Here is a 16855-nt window from a genome sequence, read left to right on the forward strand (position 1 = left end):
ATGTCATACATGGTTACATTTGCGGATACCGTGAATGGCGCGCCGGTTTGGCGTCATGACAGCAAGTCCACCTTTTCATTCTGTCGTTTTATCCCTATGGGTAGTCTCAATTTTTTGGGTTATGCCGTTTGCAGCCTGGCCTATCTGGTCGTGGCGGTATTGGCAGCTACAGCGCCACAACGTAGCGAGGTCTATCGTTACTTTGTGATGGCTTTGCTCGGCCAGACGATCTGGTCGGCGATTCTGTTGCTCGACCTGTTTTTGCCCAGCCCCAAATTATTTGTGGGCGCAGAGTTGATTCGGGTATCGGGCTGGTTCTTTTTTCTGACTGAAATTTTTCCGCGTTCCGAATTGTCGCCGCATCCCTGGTTGGGGCGTTTTGATCCCAAGCGCAAAGTGCAGGGCGCCTTGATTGTGCTGGTGATCTTGTGCGTTTTCATGATTGCTTTTGATGAAACCGCCGGTCCCACACCGGCACGTGGTACAGCTACCTTGGCCGGCTTGCTGCTGTCTGTGACAGGCCTGTTATTGACCGAGCAGGTGTATAGCAATGTCCCCAAAGAACATCGCTGGGGTCTGAAGTTCATGTGTCTGGCGATTGTGGCCTTGTTTGGCTATGACCTGTTCTTTTATGCCGATGTCATGGTGGGAGGTGAGCCGAGTCCACATTTGGCCGAGGCCCGTGGTTATATCAATACGCTGGTGGCACCAATTCTGTTGCTCTCGGTGGCGCGCTCGTCATCCTGGACGCGTCACCTGACTTTCTCACGTCAGGTGGCATTTCATTCTGCCACCTTTGTGGTGGTCGCGATCTATCTGCTTGGTGTGTCGATGATGAGTTACTACGCGCGCTACTGGGGTGGTAGCCGTGGTGTGTTGATCCAGATTGTGCTGCTGTTTGCGGCCGTGCTGTTTTTGGCACTGGTGTCTTTATCCGTCACATTTAGGGCGCGCTTGCGGGTCTTGCTCAATAAGCATTTCTTTTCTTCGATTTATGACTACCGTGAAGAATGGCTGACCTTTACCAGCTCCTTGTCCGCCGGTAATGATCTGAAAGATGTGCCACGCCGAGTAGTGCTGGCCATTTGTGATCTGGTGGATAGCCCGGCAGGCGGCCTGTGGGTGGTGGGTGAAGACCATACCTATAACCGTTTGGCCGAAGCCAATATGGCTACCCTGGTGGGGCGCGTTTCGAGTGCGGCGCCCATGATCAGCTTTTTGCAAAAGACCGGCTGGATTATTGATCTGGATGAGTATCGTAAAAATCAGGACACTTATCCCTTGCTGGTGTTGCCCGAATGGATCAAGCAGGACAGGCAGGCGTGGCTGGTGGTGCCGCTCTTGCAGCAGGAAGGTCTGCTCGGTTTTCTGGTGCTGGCGCGTGCCAAATCGACCCAGCCCTTGAACTGGGAAATGACGGATCTGCTCAAGACCGTAGGCAAGCAGGCATCAAGTTATATCGCGCTGCGTAATGCCTATCAGCAGCTCAATATTGCGCGCGAGTTTGAAGCCTTCAATCGGATGTCGGCTTATGTGGTGCACGATCTTAAAAACATTGTCAGCCAGTTGTCTTTGGTGAGCGCCAATGCCTTTCAGTTTCGGGGTAATCCGGAGTTTCAGGACGATATGATCGAAACGGTATCGCATTCGGTCACCAAAATGACGCGTCTGCTTGAACAGCTCAAGCGTGGCATGGAAGACATGCAATCCATTGAAACGCTGTCCATCACCAATCTGGTGAGACAAGTCGTACAGCAAAAGCAAAAGCACTACAAGGGCAAGGTGAATCTGGCAGCGCAGCGCGAGATGATGATTCGTGGCCATGCCGATCGGCTGGAACGTGTAATAGGTCACATTATTCAAAATGCCATGGAAGCCAGCCAGCAACTTTCACCCATAAATGTGACGCTTGACCAGGAAAATAATTTGGCAATGGTTACGATTCAAGACTTCGGTATTGGCATGGATGAACAGTTCATGCGCAGTGGTTTATTCAAACCCTTCAATTCCACCAAGCTCGACGGCATGGGTGTGGGTGCCTACGAAAGCAAAGAATATGTTCAGCTTTTGGGTGGCCGGATTGAAGTGGAAAGTGCGCACGGGCAAGGCTCGTGTTTTCGGATTTACCTGCCCGTATTGGCATGAAAATGAGTTGTTATGGCTGAATCAAAACCTACCCTGTTGATTGTAGAAGATGACCCGGGACTGCAAAAGCAGCTCAAATGGTCGTTCTCCAAATATGACACCCTGCTTGCCAGTGATTTTGATGAGGCCATTGCCCATATTCGTCGTTTTGAACCACCCGTAGTGACCATGGATTTGGGCTTGCCGCCCGAACCTGATCGGCCTGATGAAGGCTTGCGTCTGCTGGAAGAAATTTTGCGTCTGGCACCGTCTACCAAGGTGGTGGTGCTGACCGGCCAGAATGATCGCACCAATGCTTTAAAGGCGATTCAATTGGGCGCTTATGATTTTTTTGCCAAACCTTTTGAAGCCGACTTGTTGCATCTGGTGGTCGACCGCGCCTTTGCCTTGTATGAGTTGCAAAGCGAAAACGACAAGCTGCGTAAAAAGATCAGCCCTTCATTGGCTTTGGGTGGCCTGATTACCGCATCGCCCACCATGCTCAAGGCCTGTCGCATGGTGGAGCGTGCCGCCAAGACGGATGCCACCGCTTTGATTTTGGGTGAGTCCGGCACCGGTAAAGAATTGGTGGCACGAGCTTTTCATGATCTGTCCGAGCGTCGCAACAAACGCTTTGTGGCCATCAACTGTGCCGCGATTCCTGAAACCCTGCTTGAAAGCGAATTGTTTGGCTACGAAAAAGGCGCATTTACCGGTGCGGCCAAACAGACGCTAGGCAAGATTGAAATGGCGCAGGGCGGCACACTCTTTTTGGATGAAATCGGTGATCTGCCTCTGGCCTTGCAAGCCAAGTTCCTGCGCTTTATTCAGGAGCGCGTGATTGAGCGGGTTGGCGGACGTGAAGAGATTCCCGTTGATATCCGGATTGTGTGTGCGACTCATCAAAATTTAAAGAATCAGATTGGCGAAGGCAAGTTCCGTGAAGATCTGTTTTATCGTTTGTCCGAACTGGTCATCAATCTGCCACCATTAAGGGACCGTGAAGGCGACGCCGTGCTGATTGGCAAAGCCTTGTTGATTCGGATTGCCGAACAGATGAGTCGTAAAGGGCTGATCTTTGCCGAAGATGCCCTGCGTGCGATTGAAGCCTATCGCTGGCCCGGTAATGTGCGCGAGATGGAAAACTGTATCAAGCGCGCCATCATCATGGCCGATGGCCATAAGATCACCGCCGAAGATTTGAATCTGCCCACCCAGCCTGGTGATGCCTTGCCATTCCTCAATTTGCGTCAGGTCCGTGACAAGGCCGAAGAGCAGGCCGTGCGCAGCGCCTTGGCACGGGCCGAAAACAATATTGTGCGCGCTTCCGAAATGCTCGGCGTGAGCCGTCCAACGCTCTACGATCTGATGTATCGCTTTGGTATCAAGTAATTAATCTGAACGATTCAACGGGAAACTGGCGATCAATCATCTGATACGTGAGTTTTTTGTTTATATATACCCCTGGCGTGTATTTAAAATAAATCAATAAATACGCACTATACGGCTTAATAATCGTATATACACCACTTCAGTATGCATTACATGAGGCCCGCCAGTGACGCCACCACGGCATAGCGGGCAAAGCGGCCCAGCGTCATCCAGGCCGCGCAAGCCAGCGTTGGCAGTTTTAACCAGCCAGCCACCAGGCACAACATATCGCCAACCAACGGTGCCCAGGCAAACAGCAGGGTGCTGGCACCAAAGCGATCCAGCCAGGGGCGATAACGGATGATCTTGGCTTCCAGCGTTTCCATTTCATATTCTTCATTGAGCTTGGCATGAAGGCCGCGGCCCATCCAGTAGGTAATCATGCCGCCTGCCGTATTGGCAGTGGTGGCCAGAATCAGCGCTGGCCAAAACAGCTCGGGGCGTGCTTTGACGGTGGCTAACAAAACTGCTTCTGATGCAATCGGAAATAGCGTCGACGCCAGCAAGCTGGCCGCAAACACCGCCCACAAGGAGGCTTGCGCGGTAAAGTAGGCGGCGAGATCGGGCAATTCAGGAAACGACATGGCGGGTAATCAATCAGAAAAAAAGAAGAATCAATGAAGTGGTCACGCTGTGCAAACCATACAGATTGCGCATCAGGCCGGGTCATAGTGGATGCGGGTCAGCACAGTTTTATCTCGCACTAACTCAGTCTGTACATGTTATGGGTGCGGATTAGGGGCTAAAATCGCAGGATTATAGAGCGGCTTGATGGCATTCCTGTGACGCATCTGATGCATCACATTGTCCAGCAGTGCCGCATTCTCCTCCTCATTGCGCCAACATGACTGACTATCTCAAGAAAATTCTCAACGCCAAAGTGTATGACGTGGCGCACGAAACACCACTCGAAGCCGCAAAAAAGCTCTCACAGCGACTGGTGAATCAGGTGTATTACAAACGCGAAGACACCCAGCCGGTATTCAGCTTCAAGCTGCGTGGTGCCTATAACAAAATGGCGCATCTGGATGCGGCCGCGTTAAAGCGCGGGGTGATTTGCGCTTCAGCCGGCAATCATGCGCAGGGCGTGGCTTTAAGCGCGGCACGCCTGGGCTGTCAGGCGGTGATTGTGATGCCGACGACGACGCCGCAAGTCAAAATTGATGCGGTCAAATCATTTGGTGGCAAGTTTGTCGAAGTGGTGCTGATTGGTGAGAGTTATTCCGATGCCTATCAACATGCGCTGACCCTGGAAAAGAAAAATCAGCTGACCTTTGTGCATCCTTTTGATGATCCCGATGTGATTGCCGGTCAGGGCACCATCGGCATGGAAATTTTGCAGCAGCATCAAGGGCCAATTCACGCCATCTTTGTGGCTATTGGTGGTGGCGGTTTGATCTCCGGTGTGGCCGCTTATGTCAAAGCGGTTCGGCCTGAAATTAAAGTGATTGGTGTGCAGACGACGGACTCTGATGCCATGGCGCAGTCCATTAAAAAAGGCCGACGTGTGCAACTGGCCGACGTTGGCCTGTTTTCCGATGGCACCGCTGTCAAACTGGTCGGCGAAGAAACTTTCCGTGTCACCAAAAAATTTGTCGATGACATCATCACGGTCGATACCGATGAAGTTTGTGCAGCTCTAAAAGACGTCTATGACGATACCCGTTCGGTGATGGAGCCGGCCGGTGCTTTATCCGTCGCAGGGATGAAGGCTTATGTCGAACGCGAAAAAATTAAAAATAAAACATTGGTGGCGATTGCTTGCGGTGCCAATATGAATTTTGATCGACTGCGCTTTGTTGCCGAACGTGCGCAAGTCGGTGAGCAACGTGAAGCCGTGTTTGCCGTGACGATTCCTGAAGAACGTGGCAGCTTCAAGCGTTTTTGCGAATTGATCGGGCAGCGCAATGTGACCGAATTTAATTATCGAATTTCTGATGCCAAAGCGGCGCATGTATTTGTCGGCATGCAGATTGCCAATCGTAGCGAGCCCAAAAAGATCGCCACCAGCTTTGCCAAGCATGGTTTCAAAACGCTGGATCTGACTCAGGATGAACTGGCCAAATCGCATATCCGCTATATGGTGGGTGGTCATAGTCCTCTGGCGTCCAATGAGCTGATTTACCGTTTTGAATTTCCGGAGCGCCCTGGCGCGTTGATGAAATTTTTGTCGAGCATGGCACCTAACTGGAATATTTCCATGTTTCATTATCGTAATCATGGCGCGGATTACGGTCGCATTGTGGTGGGTTTGCAGGTACCAGAAAAAGAGATGCCACTCTTCAAACGCTTTTTGAGTTCATTGGGTTATCCTTTTTGGGATGAAAGTAATAATCCGGTGTATCAATTGTTTTTGGGTTGATGGACGTTGGGAATTTGAGGCCATTAACCACCCAAGCGCGAGGAAAAACCTTGCAGGCTAATAGCGTTTACCACCAAGACACCAAGAAAGTCTTGTCTGTGCTGCATTGTTTAAACACGGGGACAGAGTATTACTCTGTCCCCAGACTACGTAGCCAAATCGGCGAATTTCAAGTACTGTTTTGAGCCCTTGGTGTCTTGGTGGTAAACGCTTTTGATCTTCAATATTTTCCTCAATCTCATCATTTGTTGAAAGGTTCATCATGAACACTGCCGTCAAGCAATACAAATACTATGACTTTGTCATGGCTGCTTTTGTGACGGTGCTGCTGTGTTCAAATTTTATTGGTGCGGCCAAGCAGGCGGTCGTGACCTTGCCGGTGCTCGGTGCAACACCGTTTGGCGCGGGGATTTTGTTCTTTCCCATCTCTTATATTTTTGGTGACATTCTGACCGAAGTATATGGTTATGGCCGTGATCGGCGGGTGGTGTGGGCTGGGTTTGGTGCATTGGCATTTGCCTCAGTCATGTCATGGGTGGTGGTACATCTGCCTGCGGGCCCGAGTGACTATATGAAGGTGTATCAGCCTGCGATTGAAACCGTCTTTGGCAATGCCTGGCGCATTGCGATTGGTTCGATGATCGCCTTTTGGTGTGGCAGCTTTGCCAACAGTTATGTGCTTGCCAAAATGAAGGTGGCCACGCACGGCAAGTGGCTCTGGTCGCGCACGATTGGCTCGACCATTGTGGGCGAGCTGGTCGATTCCTCATTGTTTTACATGATTGCCTTTTATGGCATCTGGACTACCGAAGATGTGATCAAGGTCGCCATTACCCAATACTTTTTAAAGACCGGCTGGGAAGTGGTCATGACTCCGGTGACGTATAAAGTGGTCAACTTTTTAAAGCGCAAAGAGCATGAAGACTACTTTGATCGCCAGACCAACTTCAATCCGTTTCATCTTTGATGTTTTGGCGGTTTAATCAAAAGCCAATTGAAATCTAGATTGGCCCAATCTCGTCGCGTGCCTGGGTTTGCAGATGGGAGACATCGCCCCATTGCACAATTTCCAGTGCGCCATTGGCATAACGTAAACGATTCAGGCTGGTGTTGAGCAGCGGGGCTTTGCGCGGTTCGTGGAGTGCTGTCTTGGTGGCGTGGCGGTAAATACAGTCAAGTACTCCGCCATGTGCCACCACAACGATGGTTTGGGCTGGATGTTGTTGCGCCAGCTCAATCAAGACACTGGTGATGCGATCATAAAACGCCTGCAGGCTTTCACCCTTGGGAATTTGATGCTGTGGATCACGCGCTATCCAGGCAGGAAAATGTTCTGGATGTTGTGACTCAATCTCGGCACCGGTCAGCCCTTCAAAAATACCGTAATGACGTTCACGTAATTGCGGTGTGAGTTGAACGGCCAGCTGCTTTTGCTCGGCAATGGCTTGCGCAGTGACATGCGCCCGCTGCAGATCACTGCTGTAAATCACATCAATGGCATGATCGGCCAGGGCGCTTGCCAGTAGTTGTGCCTGAGCCAGACCGGTGGCATTGAGGGCAATATCAATATGACCCTGAAAGCGTTTGACGACATTCCAGTCGGTTTCACCATGACGAATCAGCAGAATTTGAGTAACAGACATAGGCGATCAGGCTTGGTGGACGGGATTGGCGGGCTGGAAAAACTGGCCTTGCAGCTGTTGAAAACATCGAAAAACAGCCATACTCCCATGGGAAATGTACAAATATGGCTGTTTTAGTGCATTAAATAAGAGGTTATTTTTTTACTACCCCTTAGTATAAATAGTGCCTTAGGCTACCAATGATAGCCAGTGACGGTATTGATCATTTTTACCGGCAACCACATCAAAAAACAGGCTTTGCAGTTTTTCGGTAATGGGGCCGCGTGTGCCAGCACCAATCGGGCGGTTGTCGAGTTCGCGAATTGGCGTGACTTCAGCTGCCGTGCCGGTAAAGAAGGCTTCATCGGCAATATAAAACTCGTCACGGGTAATGCGGCGTTCTACCACTTTGATGCCCAGATCCTGTGCCATGGCGATGACGGTTTGGCGGGTGATGCCATCCAGCGCGCCGCCGGAGAGGTCGGGCGTGTGCAGGATACCGTTTGCCACCAGAAACACGTTTTCGCCAGAGCCCTGACAAACAAAACCTTGCGGGTCCATCAGCATGGCTTCATCGTAACCATCTTGCGCGGCTTCCTGGTGGGACAGGATGGAGACTGGATAGTTGCCCACTGCCTTGGCCTTGCACATGGTGACATTGGGCATGTGGTGAGTAAAAGAAGAGGTTTTGACGCGAATACCACGAGTCATGCCATCTTCGCCCAGGTAAGCACCCCAGGGCCAGGCGGCGATGGCGACGTGAATCGTATTATTTTTGGCGGCAATGCCCATTTTTTCTGAGCCGATCCAGGCAATTGGACGCAGATAGCAGGATTCCAGCTTGTTGGCCGAGACGACATCCTTTTGCGCTTGCATGAGTGTTTCGACATCAAAGGGAATTTTCATCTGAAAAATCCGTGCCGAATTGAACAGCCGCTCGGTGTGTTCGCGCAGACGGAAAATGGCCGGACCTTTATCGGTCTTGTAGGCGCGCACGCCCTCAAATACGCCCATGCCATAGTGCAGGGTATGCGTCAGCACATGAACCTGTGCGCTCCGCCAATCGATGAGCTCGCCGTCTTTCCAGATAAAACCATCGCGATCGGCCATGGACAATGACATGATGTTCTCCAATTTCAAAAAACTGCAGGCGCACAAAAGGCGCGCTGACTAAACATGGGATTTTAACAAGTTGGCAGACTGCCCGCGTCATAAATTTCATGATGGAAGATCAAGGGGGCAGAGCCGGTTGCTGCGGGTGAGCAGACATTCAGTACCAACGTCGGGATTGTGGCGCGGTACATCAAGAAGGGGGATAGAGCAAGTATAGCGAATTTTAGCCCGCTCCAGCCAGCCAATTTGTTCCGGGGTTAGGTACAAAATCGCTGAATTTGACGGCAAATTACGTGCTGCATCGGCGAAAATGCCACAACTTAAACGCTGACGGAACTAGTTGACACGGAAATTGGGAGGGCTTCAGTTAAAATGCGATGCTTTCTCATCTGCATCACAGCACTTTTCTGATTTTCCTCCATTTACCTCACTATTCTTCGACATCACTATGGCTGCTATCCTTCGTCTGACCGATCTGATTGAATCAAACCAACTGGCAGGAAAACGCGTTTTCATTCGCGCCGATCTGAATGTGCCGCAAGATGATGCTGGCAATGTGACCGAAGATACCCGTATTCGTGCTTCGATTCCTGCCATTCAAGCCTGCCTGAAGGCGGGTGCGGCGGTCATGGTGACATCACATCTGGGGCGCCCAACCGAAGGTGAGTTCAAGCCGGAAGATTCATTGGCACCGGTGGCTGATCGCATGGCGCAATTGCTGGAATGCAAGGTACCGCTGATCTCCAGCTGGGTGGACGGTGTTGACGTCGCCCCGGGCCAGGTTGTGTTGCTCGAAAACTGCCGCGTCAATAAAGGTGAAAAGAAAAACAGCGATGAACTGTCGCAAAAAATGGCCAAGCTTTGCGATATTTATGTCAATGATGCGTTTGGTACGGCGCACCGTGCTGAAGCGACCACCAATGGTATCGCCAAATATGCACCGATCGCTTGTGCTGGTCCTTTGCTTGCAGCCGAGCTGGATGCACTGACCAAGGCACTGGGCAGCCCCAAGCGCCCACTGGTAGCGATTGTGGCTGGTTCCAAGGTTTCTACCAAGCTGACCATTCTCAAATCATTGGCTGAAAAAGTGGATCAACTGATTGTCGGTGGTGGTATCGCCAATACCTTCATGTTGGCGGCAGGTCTCAATATTGGTAAATCACTGGCCGAGCCTGATCTGGTTGAAGAAGCCAAAGTCATTATCGAGATGATGAAAAAACGTGGTGCCGATGTGCCAATTCCAGAAGATGTGGTGGTAGCCAATGAACTTTCAGCCTTGGCTCGTGCCAATAAGGTTGGAGTGGAAGATGTTCAGCCTGATGACATGATTTTGGATATTGGCCCAAAGACTGCTGCCAAACTGACTGGTATTTTGGCGTCAGCCGGCACGATTGTCTGGAACGGCCCAATGGGCGTGTTTGAGATTGATCAATTTGGTGGTGGCACCAAAATGCTGGCAGCAGCCATTGCCCACTCACCCGCATTTTCAATTGCCGGTGGTGGCGATACGCTGGCTGCCATTGCCAAATATGGTATTGAAAAACAAGTAGGTTATATTTCGACCGGTGGTGGTGCCTTCCTTGAGGTGCTGGAAGGCAAGCAACTACCAGCCTTTGCGGTACTTGAAGAGCGCGCCAAGGCTTAATGACCAGGCTGTCAGGCCATGAGACGGCTATTACGAGGAGACACCCTGAATGAATCGCGCAACTAAAATCGTCGCAACACTTGGCCCGGCCAGTAGCTCTCCAGAGATGTTGGGGCGCCTGATCCAGGCTGGGGTGGACGTCGTCCGTTTCAATTTTTCGCATGGCACTGCGCAAGATCATATTGGTCGTGCTGCGCTGGTACGTGAACTGGCCCAAAAATACGGCAAGGAAGTGGCCATCATGGCCGATCTGCAAGGCCCAAAAATTCGTATCGGCAAGTTTGAACAGGGCAGGATTGAACTGGTGCCGGGTGATAAGTTTGTACTCGATGCTGAATGCGAGTTAGGCAATCAAGAGCGGGTTGGCCTGGACTATAAAGAGCTGCCGCGTGATTTGCATGATGGCGATATGCTCTTGCTGAACGATGGTCTGATCGTCTTGCAGGTAGAACAAATTTTAGGCAGTGAAATTTTCACTGTCGTCAAGATTGGTGGCGAACTCTCCAATAACAAGGGCATCAATCGTCAGGGTGGCGGTTTGTCTGCGCCCGCCTTGACGGCCAAGGACATGGAAGATATCAAGACTGCCATGAGTTTCAAGGCAGATTTTGTGGCAGTGTCCTTTCCCAAAAATGCCACTGATATGGAGATGGCGCGCCAACTGGCTGAAATTGCAGGCGCACCGCTCAATCACAAACCCAAAATGATTGCCAAGATTGAACGTGCCGAAGCGATTCCGGCGCTGGCTGAAATTCTCAACGCGTCGTATGGCATCATGGTGGCGCGTGGTGATCTGGCGGTTGAAGTAGGTAATGCGACCGTGCCAGCATTGCAAAAGCGCATGATCAAGATGGCACGTGAAGCCAATAAATTGGTCATCACGGCGACCCAGATGATGGAGTCAATGATCGTCAATGCCGTGCCAACCCGTGCCGAGGTTTCTGATGTGGCCAATGCGGTTTTGGATGGTACCGATGCAGTCATGCTGTCGGCTGAAACAGCATCAGGCAAGTATCCGGTTGAAACTGTGGAGATGATGGCCAACGTTTGCTGCGAGGCCGAACGTTCCGAAGAAGTGGAACTCGATAAAGATTTCCTGAATCAGACTTTCACTCGGATCGATCAGTCGATTGCCGCAGGAGCCTTGTTTACCGCCTTTCATTTGAAGGTCAAGGCCTTGGTAGCTTTGACAGATTCTGGCGCCACGGCTTTGTGGATGAGCCGTCACAAGATTCATGTGCCGATCTATGCCATGACACCGAATCTGACCTCGCAACGCAAGATGGCGCTGTATCGCAATGTGACACCACTCCATCTGGCTACCAGTCTGGATCGTGAAGAAGCATTGGCGCAAGCCGAAGCCACTTTGTTGGCGCGTGGTGTAGTCAGTCGAGGCGATGTTGTTGTATTGACAATTGGTGAGCCGATGGGACAACCCGGTGGCACCAATTCACTCAAGATTATCAAGGTGGGTGGTTGATCGTTGTTGATTTTTTCAATCTGATCAGTTTGACGATTGCCAGCCATTCATTAACAGATTTTTTATCAGGAGCTTACTATGCCTCTCGTATCCATGCGACAACTGTTGGACCACGCTGCCGAAAACGGTTACGGTCTGCCAGCTTTTAACGTTAACAATCTGGAGCAGGTCACTGCGATCATGCAAGCCGCCGATGAAGTCGGTGCCCCAGTCATCATGCAGGCGTCTGCCGGTGCCCGTAAATATGCTGGTGAAGCTTTCCTGCGCCATTTGATTGAAGCCGCTGTTGAAGCCTACCCACATATTCCTGTTGTGATGCATCAGGATCATGGTCAGTCGCCAGCGGTTTGTATGGCTGCCATCAAGTCAGGCTTTACTTCCGTGATGATGGATGGTTCACTCGAAGAAGATGGCAAATCAGTGGCCAGCTATGAATACAACGTCATGGTTTCCAAAAAAGTGGTCGAGTTTTCCCACGCGATTGGTGTGACAGTGGAAGCCGAACTGGGTGTACTCGGTTCGCTCGAAACCATGAAGGGCGACAAGGAAGATGGTCACGGCGCTGAAGGCACCATGACTCGTGAACAGTTGCTGACAGATGTGGCCCAGGCTGCTGATTTCGTCAAACAGACTCAGTGTGACGCTCTGGCGATTGCGATTGGCACTTCCCACGGTGCTTATAAATTTACCAAAAAGCCGACAGGCGATATTCTCGCGATTTCCCGCATCAAGGAAATCCATGCACGCATTCCTAACACCCATTTGGTGATGCATGGTTCATCTTCAGTGCCACAAGAATTGTTGGCTGAGATCCGTGAATTTGGCGGTGACATGAAAGAAACCTATGGCGTGCCAGTTGAAGAAATTCAAGAGGGTATCAAGCATGGCGTGCGTAAAATCAATATTGATACCGATATCCGTTTGGCCATGACTGGTGCGATTCGTCGTTACTTTGTTGAAAACCCAGGCAAGTTTGATCCACGTGATTATCTGAAGCCTGCACGCGAAGCAGCCAAGCTGATTTGCAAGGCGCGTTACCTGCAATTTGGCTGCGAAGGACAGGCTGGCAAGATCAAGCCGCTGTCTCTTGATAAAATAGCGGAAAAATACAAAAAAGGCGACTTAGCCCAGATTGTTCAATAAGCTCCCAGCGCTTTTTTACAAACAGGAGCCGGACAGTATTTTGCTGTCCGGCTTTTGATTTTTTTATTACCGTAACTTGATGGACCCGATATGGCCGCGCTTTATGATTCTTCTCTGAAATCCCTACCTTTGCTTGGTCGAGGCAAAGTTCGTGACAACTATGCTGTGGGCACTGACAAACTGTTGATTGTGACCAGTGATCGCCTCTCTGCCTTTGATGTGATCATGAATGAGCCGATTCCTGGCAAGGGCGTGGTGCTCAACAGCATGGCCGAATTCTGGTTTGCCAAACTGGGTCATGTGGTTGCCAATCATTTGACGGGGATTGCACCAGAGTCCGTCGTGGCGGCTGATGAAGTCGAGCAGGTCAAGGGGCGCTCCATGGTAGTCAAGCGTTTACAGCCCATTATGGTTGAGGCCGTGGTGCGCGGCTATATCATTGGTTCAGGTTGGAAAGACTATCAGTCCAGCGGTGCCATTTGCGGCATTACGCTGCCTGCCGGATTGCAACAGGCGCAAAAGTTGGCTGAGCCAATTTTTACACCGGCCGCCAAGGCGGAGATTGGTGAGCATGATGAAAACATCAGCTTTGCCGAAGTGGAAGCCAAAATCGGTAAAGAACTGGCCACAAAAATTCGTGATATCAGTATTCAACTTTATCAGGAAGCCTCGCAGTATGCGGCTACCCGTGGCATTATCATTGCCGATACCAAGTTTGAATTTGGTCTGGATGACAATGGCGTATTGCATCTGATGGATGAGGTGTTGACACCCGATTCCTCGCGCTTCTGGCCAGCTGATTCGTATGCAGTGGGTATTTCCCCGCCATCCTATGACAAACAGTTTGTACGGGATTATCTGGAAACCATCACCAGCTGGAATAAGTCTGCACCAGCACCTGCTTTACCTGCAGAAGTCATTGAAAGAACTGCTGCCAAATATCGTGAAGCCTATGAACGGCTGAGCGGCAAGACTTTGGCTTGAGAGGACGCACTATGCAATCTGAATCAATCATCCAGGTCGGCGTTGTGATGGGCTCATCCAGTGACTGGGATGTCATGCAACATGCAGTCAATTTGCTCAAGGAATTTGGTATCGCCCACGAGGCCAAAGTGGTATCGGCGCATCGTATGCCTGATGAAATGTTTGCTTATGCCGATAGCGCCGCAGGACGTGGTTTGCAAGCCATCATCGCCGGTGCAGGTGGTGCGGCACATTTGCCAGGCATGTTGGCTGCAAAGACACAGGTGCCCGTGCTTGGTGTACCCGTGCCATCCAAATATTTGCGTGGTGAAGACTCACTGCATTCGATTGTGCAAATGCCTAAAGGGATTCCCGTGGCCACATTTGCCATTGGTGAGGCAGGAGCTGCCAATGCGGCCTTGTTTGCCATTGCCATGTTGGCAAGTCACGATAAAGAACTGGCAGATAAGCTGGTCGCATTTCGTGCTCGCCAGACCCAGGCAGCTCGTGACATGATTTTGCCAAACTGATATGACTGAATTGTTGATGAAGAAAAATGGTCCTGTGCTACCTGGTCAATGGCTTGGTGTGATGGGTGGCGGACAGTTGGCGCGGATGTTCTGTTTTTCCGCGCAATCAATGGGCTACAAAGTAGCGGTGCTGGATCCTGATGCCAGCAGTCCCGCCGGTCGGATTGCTGAAAAACACATTTGTGCCGCTTATGATGACGCTGCAGCCCTGCAGGAGCTGGCAGCACTGTGTCAGGCCGTCACGACCGAGTTTGAGAATGTGCCGGCCGAGAGCATGAAGTTACTGGCGCAACAAACCTTTGTGTCGCCCCGTGGTGAGTGTGTGGCCATTACTCAGGATCGTGCCCGCGAAAAAGCCTATATTCATTCATGCGGAATTGATGTGGCACCGCATAAGGAAATTTTGAATCAGGCGGATCTTGCTGATGTCAGCAGCTTATTGCCTGGCATCCTCAAGTCGAGTCGCTTGGGTTATGACGGCAAAGGTCAGGTGCGGGTCAGCACCCCGGCTGAAGTCTTGGCTGCATTCAAGCAAATGGATCAGGTGCCTTGTGTGCTGGAGCAAAGGCTGGATCTGGCGTACGAATTATCCGTGTTGGTCGCACGTGGTGTGGATGGTGATTGTGAAGTCTACCCTGTTCAGCAAAACGAACATCGTGATGGCATCTTGCATCAGACCATTGTGCCCGCACCGCTGGCTGATGATGTCCTGTGTGACAAGGCGCAACAGGCCGCGCAGATCATTGCCGCCAATATGGATTATGTAGGTGTCTTGTGTGTGGAATTTTTTGTGCTCAAGGATGGCACATTGCTGGTTAATGAGATGGCGCCACGACCGCATAATAGTGGCCACCATACCATCAATAGTTGTGCGGTGAGTCAGTTTGAACAACAGGTAAGGGCGATGGCAAGACTGCCATTGGGGGTACCGTATCAACACAGTACCGCTGTCATGATCAATCTGTTGGGTGACTTGTGGTTTGACGATGAGACAGAGCAAGAGCCCGCCTGGAATCAGGTATTGGCAATTCCCAATACTGCCTTACATTTATACGGCAAAAGCGAGCCACGTAAAGGGCGCAAGATGGGGCATATCACCTGTACCAGTGCTGAAAGCCTGGAAGATGCATTGGCTTATGCCTCCGAAGTGGTTCATTTTTTGGGATTGACATGAAGTCAGTGGCAGGGCAGTTCACGCAGCTTGAGTCAACGCTGTTAACAGAAGCTGCTCAACAACTGACGCAGGGTGAGCTGGTTGCCTTTCCAACCGAAACGGTTTACGGCTTGGGGGCAGATGCGGAAAATCCTCAGGCAGTTGCAAAGATTTATGCCGCCAAAGGTCGTCCCCAGGATCATCCAGTCATTGTTCATCTGGCGCAAGGTGCTTCGCTGACTCATTGGGCAACGGATATACCTCAAACAGCGTATGTATTGATTGAGGCCTATTGGCCCGGTCCTTTGACTTTGATCTTGAAACGCAATCCAGCCATTCCAGATGCGGTGTCAAAAGGTGCAAATACCATTGGTTTGCGCTGTCCGGCGCATCCCATGGCGCAGGCTTTGCTGAGTCAATTCCGGCATGGTCAGGGTGGCGTGGCGGCCCCTTCTGCGAATCGTTTTGGCCGGATCAGCCCTACAACTGCCGGGCATGTGCGTGATGAGTTTGGTGATGATCTGATGATTCTGGATGGTGGTGCCTGTGAAGTCGGAATCGAATCCACCATTGTTGATCTGACCAACATGCCTCCGGTATTGCTGAGGCCAGGTCAAATTTCCAAAGCAGATTTGGAAAGCAAGCTTGGTATCCACATTTTGAGCAAGGCCGAAGTCGAGGCTAAGGGCGAACAGGCGCAGGCTCACTCAGGTGGTCTGGCTGCGCACTATGCGCCGCGTACTTCGATGGCAGTGCTTGATGCAGCAAGTCTTGCCAATGAGGCTGCGCAATTGATTGGACAGGGCAAGCGCGTTGGGGTGCTGGTACGGAATGCCATCAATTCTAATGTTGGACAGCAGATTGTTTTGTCTGATGATCCGGCACATTATGCACATGATTTTTATGCGGCACTGCGCACGCTCGACAGGCTGCAATTCGATATGATCCTGGTGCAGGCGTTGCCCGATAATGAAGCCTGGCAGGGCGTGGCCGACCGCTTGGGCAGAGCTGCGGTGGGTGCTGGCAAGTAATCAGCGATAAATCAGTTTCATGACCAAAATACTGCTGGCTAGCAATAAGGTCAGCGCATTAGCCACAATCACTGGCCATGCCGTCACTTGAATGCCGTAATACAGCCACAGTGTCACGCCCGTGACGAAGACACTGTACATACCTAGTGAAATGCCCGTGGCTGATTTGGTTTTGAAGGTCAGCCATACTTGTGGCACAAACGCGGCAGTTGTGCAAAAGGCGGCCAGATAACCAATATGATCTGCGGTGATCATTTT

General features: G+C 51.1%; 16 protein-coding genes. 11 read left to right on the forward strand and 5 right to left on the reverse strand.

Translation table 11 applies throughout. From position 1 onward, the window contains the following. Nucleotides 1–2145: an XrtA/PEP-CTERM system histidine kinase PrsK gene (prsK, locus tag ACMYR3_RS02200; protein ID WP_424194098.1), complete on the forward strand. Its 2145-nt coding sequence runs from the start codon at nt 1–3 to the stop codon at nt 2143–2145. A gap of 12 nt (nt 2146–2157) precedes the next feature. Continuing rightward, nucleotides 2158–3516: a PEP-CTERM-box response regulator transcription factor gene (gene prsR / locus ACMYR3_RS02205; RefSeq protein WP_424194100.1), complete on the forward strand. Its 1359-nt coding sequence runs from the start codon at nt 2158–2160 to the stop codon at nt 3514–3516. Nucleotides 3517–3665: 149 nt separating this feature from the next. Here prsR and ACMYR3_RS02210 read toward each other — a convergent pair whose 3' ends face one another. Further along, nucleotides 3666–4139, reverse strand: a complete 474-nt coding sequence (locus ACMYR3_RS02210; protein ID WP_424194102.1) for a YqaA family protein — start codon at nt 4137–4139, stop codon at nt 3666–3668. Nucleotides 4140–4399: 260 nt separating this feature from the next. On the opposite strand from ACMYR3_RS02210, the gene ilvA reads away from it, so the two are divergent. Further along, nucleotides 4400–5917 carry a threonine ammonia-lyase, biosynthetic gene (gene ilvA / locus ACMYR3_RS02215; RefSeq protein WP_424194103.1) on the forward strand — a complete coding sequence of 506 codons (1518 nt, stop codon included), beginning with the start codon at nt 4400–4402 and terminating at the stop codon, nt 5915–5917. 57 nt (nt 5918–5974) lie between these two features. On the opposite strand, the gene ACMYR3_RS02220 is transcribed toward ilvA, so the two are convergent. Next, entirely contained in the window at nt 5975–6181 is a 207-nt protein-coding gene (locus ACMYR3_RS02220) for a hypothetical protein (protein WP_424194105.1), read from the reverse strand. On the opposite strand from ACMYR3_RS02220, the gene ACMYR3_RS02225 reads away from it, so the two are divergent. Continuing rightward, nucleotides 6180–6884, forward strand: coding sequence for a queuosine precursor transporter (locus tag ACMYR3_RS02225; protein ID WP_424194107.1), 705 nt, complete (start codon nt 6180–6182; stop codon nt 6882–6884). The two genes, ACMYR3_RS02220 and ACMYR3_RS02225, sit on opposite strands and share 2 nt — an antisense overlap. 34 nt (nt 6885–6918) lie before the next feature. Here the strand turns inward: ACMYR3_RS02225 and ACMYR3_RS02230 are convergent, their stop codons facing one another. Both ACMYR3_RS02230 and ACMYR3_RS02235 read right to left on the reverse strand, forming a co-directional pair. Next, nucleotides 6919–7560, reverse strand: a complete 642-nt coding sequence (locus ACMYR3_RS02230; protein WP_424194109.1) for a histidine phosphatase family protein — start codon at nt 7558–7560, stop codon at nt 6919–6921. 168 nt (nt 7561–7728) lie between these two features. Then, on the reverse strand, nt 7729–8655 hold the full coding sequence (locus tag ACMYR3_RS02235) for a branched-chain amino acid transaminase (RefSeq protein ID WP_424196313.1): 927 nt from the start codon (nt 8653–8655) through the stop codon (nt 7729–7731). Nucleotides 8656–9100: 445 nt separating this feature from the next. Here ACMYR3_RS02235 and ACMYR3_RS02240 point away from each other — a divergent pair, with 445 nt between their 5' ends. The 7 genes from ACMYR3_RS02240 to ACMYR3_RS02270 all read left to right on the forward strand — a co-directional run bounded on the left by ACMYR3_RS02240 (nt 9101) and on the right by ACMYR3_RS02270 (nt 16597). Beyond that, nucleotides 9101–10297 (forward strand): phosphoglycerate kinase, encoded by a 1197-nt coding sequence (locus ACMYR3_RS02240; RefSeq protein WP_424194111.1) that lies wholly within the window; start codon nt 9101–9103, stop codon nt 10295–10297. Between the two features lie 49 nt (nt 10298–10346). Beyond that, nucleotides 10347–11777 carry a pyruvate kinase gene (gene pyk, locus ACMYR3_RS02245; protein WP_424194113.1) on the forward strand — a complete coding sequence of 477 codons (1431 nt, stop codon included), beginning with the start codon at nt 10347–10349 and terminating at the stop codon, nt 11775–11777. Between the two features lie 78 nt (nt 11778–11855). Beyond that, nucleotides 11856–12920 carry a class II fructose-bisphosphate aldolase gene (gene fba / locus ACMYR3_RS02250; protein WP_424194115.1) on the forward strand — a complete coding sequence of 355 codons (1065 nt, stop codon included), beginning with the start codon at nt 11856–11858 and terminating at the stop codon, nt 12918–12920. Between the two features lie 90 nt (nt 12921–13010). Next, entirely contained in the window at nt 13011–13904 is an 894-nt protein-coding gene (locus ACMYR3_RS02255) for a phosphoribosylaminoimidazolesuccinocarboxamide synthase (RefSeq protein WP_424194117.1), read from the forward strand. A gap of 11 nt (nt 13905–13915) precedes the next feature. Then, complete coding sequence (gene purE / locus ACMYR3_RS02260; protein ID WP_424194119.1) at nt 13916–14413, forward strand: 5-(carboxyamino)imidazole ribonucleotide mutase; 498 nt, start codon at nt 13916–13918, stop codon at nt 14411–14413. A gap of 1 nt (nt 14414) precedes the next feature. Further along, complete coding sequence (locus ACMYR3_RS02265) at nt 14415–15587, forward strand: 5-(carboxyamino)imidazole ribonucleotide synthase (protein ID WP_424194121.1); 1173 nt, start codon at nt 14415–14417, stop codon at nt 15585–15587. Beyond that, nucleotides 15584–16597 (forward strand): L-threonylcarbamoyladenylate synthase, encoded by a 1014-nt coding sequence (locus tag ACMYR3_RS02270; RefSeq protein ID WP_424194123.1) that lies wholly within the window; start codon nt 15584–15586, stop codon nt 16595–16597. Before ACMYR3_RS02265 ends, ACMYR3_RS02270 begins: the two co-directional genes overlap by 4 nt. Here ACMYR3_RS02270 and ACMYR3_RS02275 read toward each other — a convergent pair whose 3' ends face one another. Continuing rightward, nucleotides 16598–16852 (reverse strand): SemiSWEET transporter, encoded by a 255-nt coding sequence (locus tag ACMYR3_RS02275; protein ID WP_424194125.1) that lies wholly within the window; start codon nt 16850–16852, stop codon nt 16598–16600. Between the last annotated feature and the right edge of the window lie 3 nt (nt 16853–16855).

The sequence above is a fragment of the Ampullimonas aquatilis genome (assembly GCF_049675895.1).
Lineage (GTDB): Bacteria > Pseudomonadota > Gammaproteobacteria > Burkholderiales > Burkholderiaceae_D > Ampullimonas > Ampullimonas aquatilis.

Excerpts from the sequence above, each read along its gene's own strand:
- prsK (WP_424194098.1), top strand. The coding sequence starts at position 1 with ATGTCATACATGGTTACATTTGCGGATACCGTGAATGGCGCGCCGGTT.
- prsR (WP_424194100.1), top strand. The coding sequence starts at position 2,158 with ATGGCTGAATCAAAACCTACCCTGTTGATTGTAGAAGATGACCCGGGA.
- ACMYR3_RS02210 (WP_424194102.1), bottom strand. The coding sequence starts at position 4,139 with ATGTCGTTTCCTGAATTGCCCGATCTCGCCGCCTACTTTACCGCGCAA.
- ilvA (WP_424194103.1), top strand. The coding sequence starts at position 4,400 with ATGACTGACTATCTCAAGAAAATTCTCAACGCCAAAGTGTATGACGTG.
- ACMYR3_RS02225 (WP_424194107.1), top strand. The coding sequence starts at position 6,180 with ATGAACACTGCCGTCAAGCAATACAAATACTATGACTTTGTCATGGCT.
- ACMYR3_RS02220 (WP_424194105.1), bottom strand. The coding sequence starts at position 6,181 with ATGATGAACCTTTCAACAAATGATGAGATTGAGGAAAATATTGAAGAT.
- ACMYR3_RS02230 (WP_424194109.1), bottom strand. The coding sequence starts at position 7,560 with ATGTCTGTTACTCAAATTCTGCTGATTCGTCATGGTGAAACCGACTGG.
- ACMYR3_RS02240 (WP_424194111.1), top strand. The coding sequence starts at position 9,101 with ATGGCTGCTATCCTTCGTCTGACCGATCTGATTGAATCAAACCAACTG.
- pyk (WP_424194113.1), top strand. The coding sequence starts at position 10,347 with ATGAATCGCGCAACTAAAATCGTCGCAACACTTGGCCCGGCCAGTAGC.
- fba (WP_424194115.1), top strand. The coding sequence starts at position 11,856 with ATGCCTCTCGTATCCATGCGACAACTGTTGGACCACGCTGCCGAAAAC.
- ACMYR3_RS02255 (WP_424194117.1), top strand. The coding sequence starts at position 13,011 with ATGGCCGCGCTTTATGATTCTTCTCTGAAATCCCTACCTTTGCTTGGT.
- purE (WP_424194119.1), top strand. The coding sequence starts at position 13,916 with ATGCAATCTGAATCAATCATCCAGGTCGGCGTTGTGATGGGCTCATCC.
- ACMYR3_RS02265 (WP_424194121.1), top strand. The coding sequence starts at position 14,415 with ATGACTGAATTGTTGATGAAGAAAAATGGTCCTGTGCTACCTGGTCAA.
- ACMYR3_RS02270 (WP_424194123.1), top strand. The coding sequence starts at position 15,584 with ATGAAGTCAGTGGCAGGGCAGTTCACGCAGCTTGAGTCAACGCTGTTA.
- ACMYR3_RS02275 (WP_424194125.1), bottom strand. The coding sequence starts at position 16,852 with ATGATCACCGCAGATCATATTGGTTATCTGGCCGCCTTTTGCACAACT.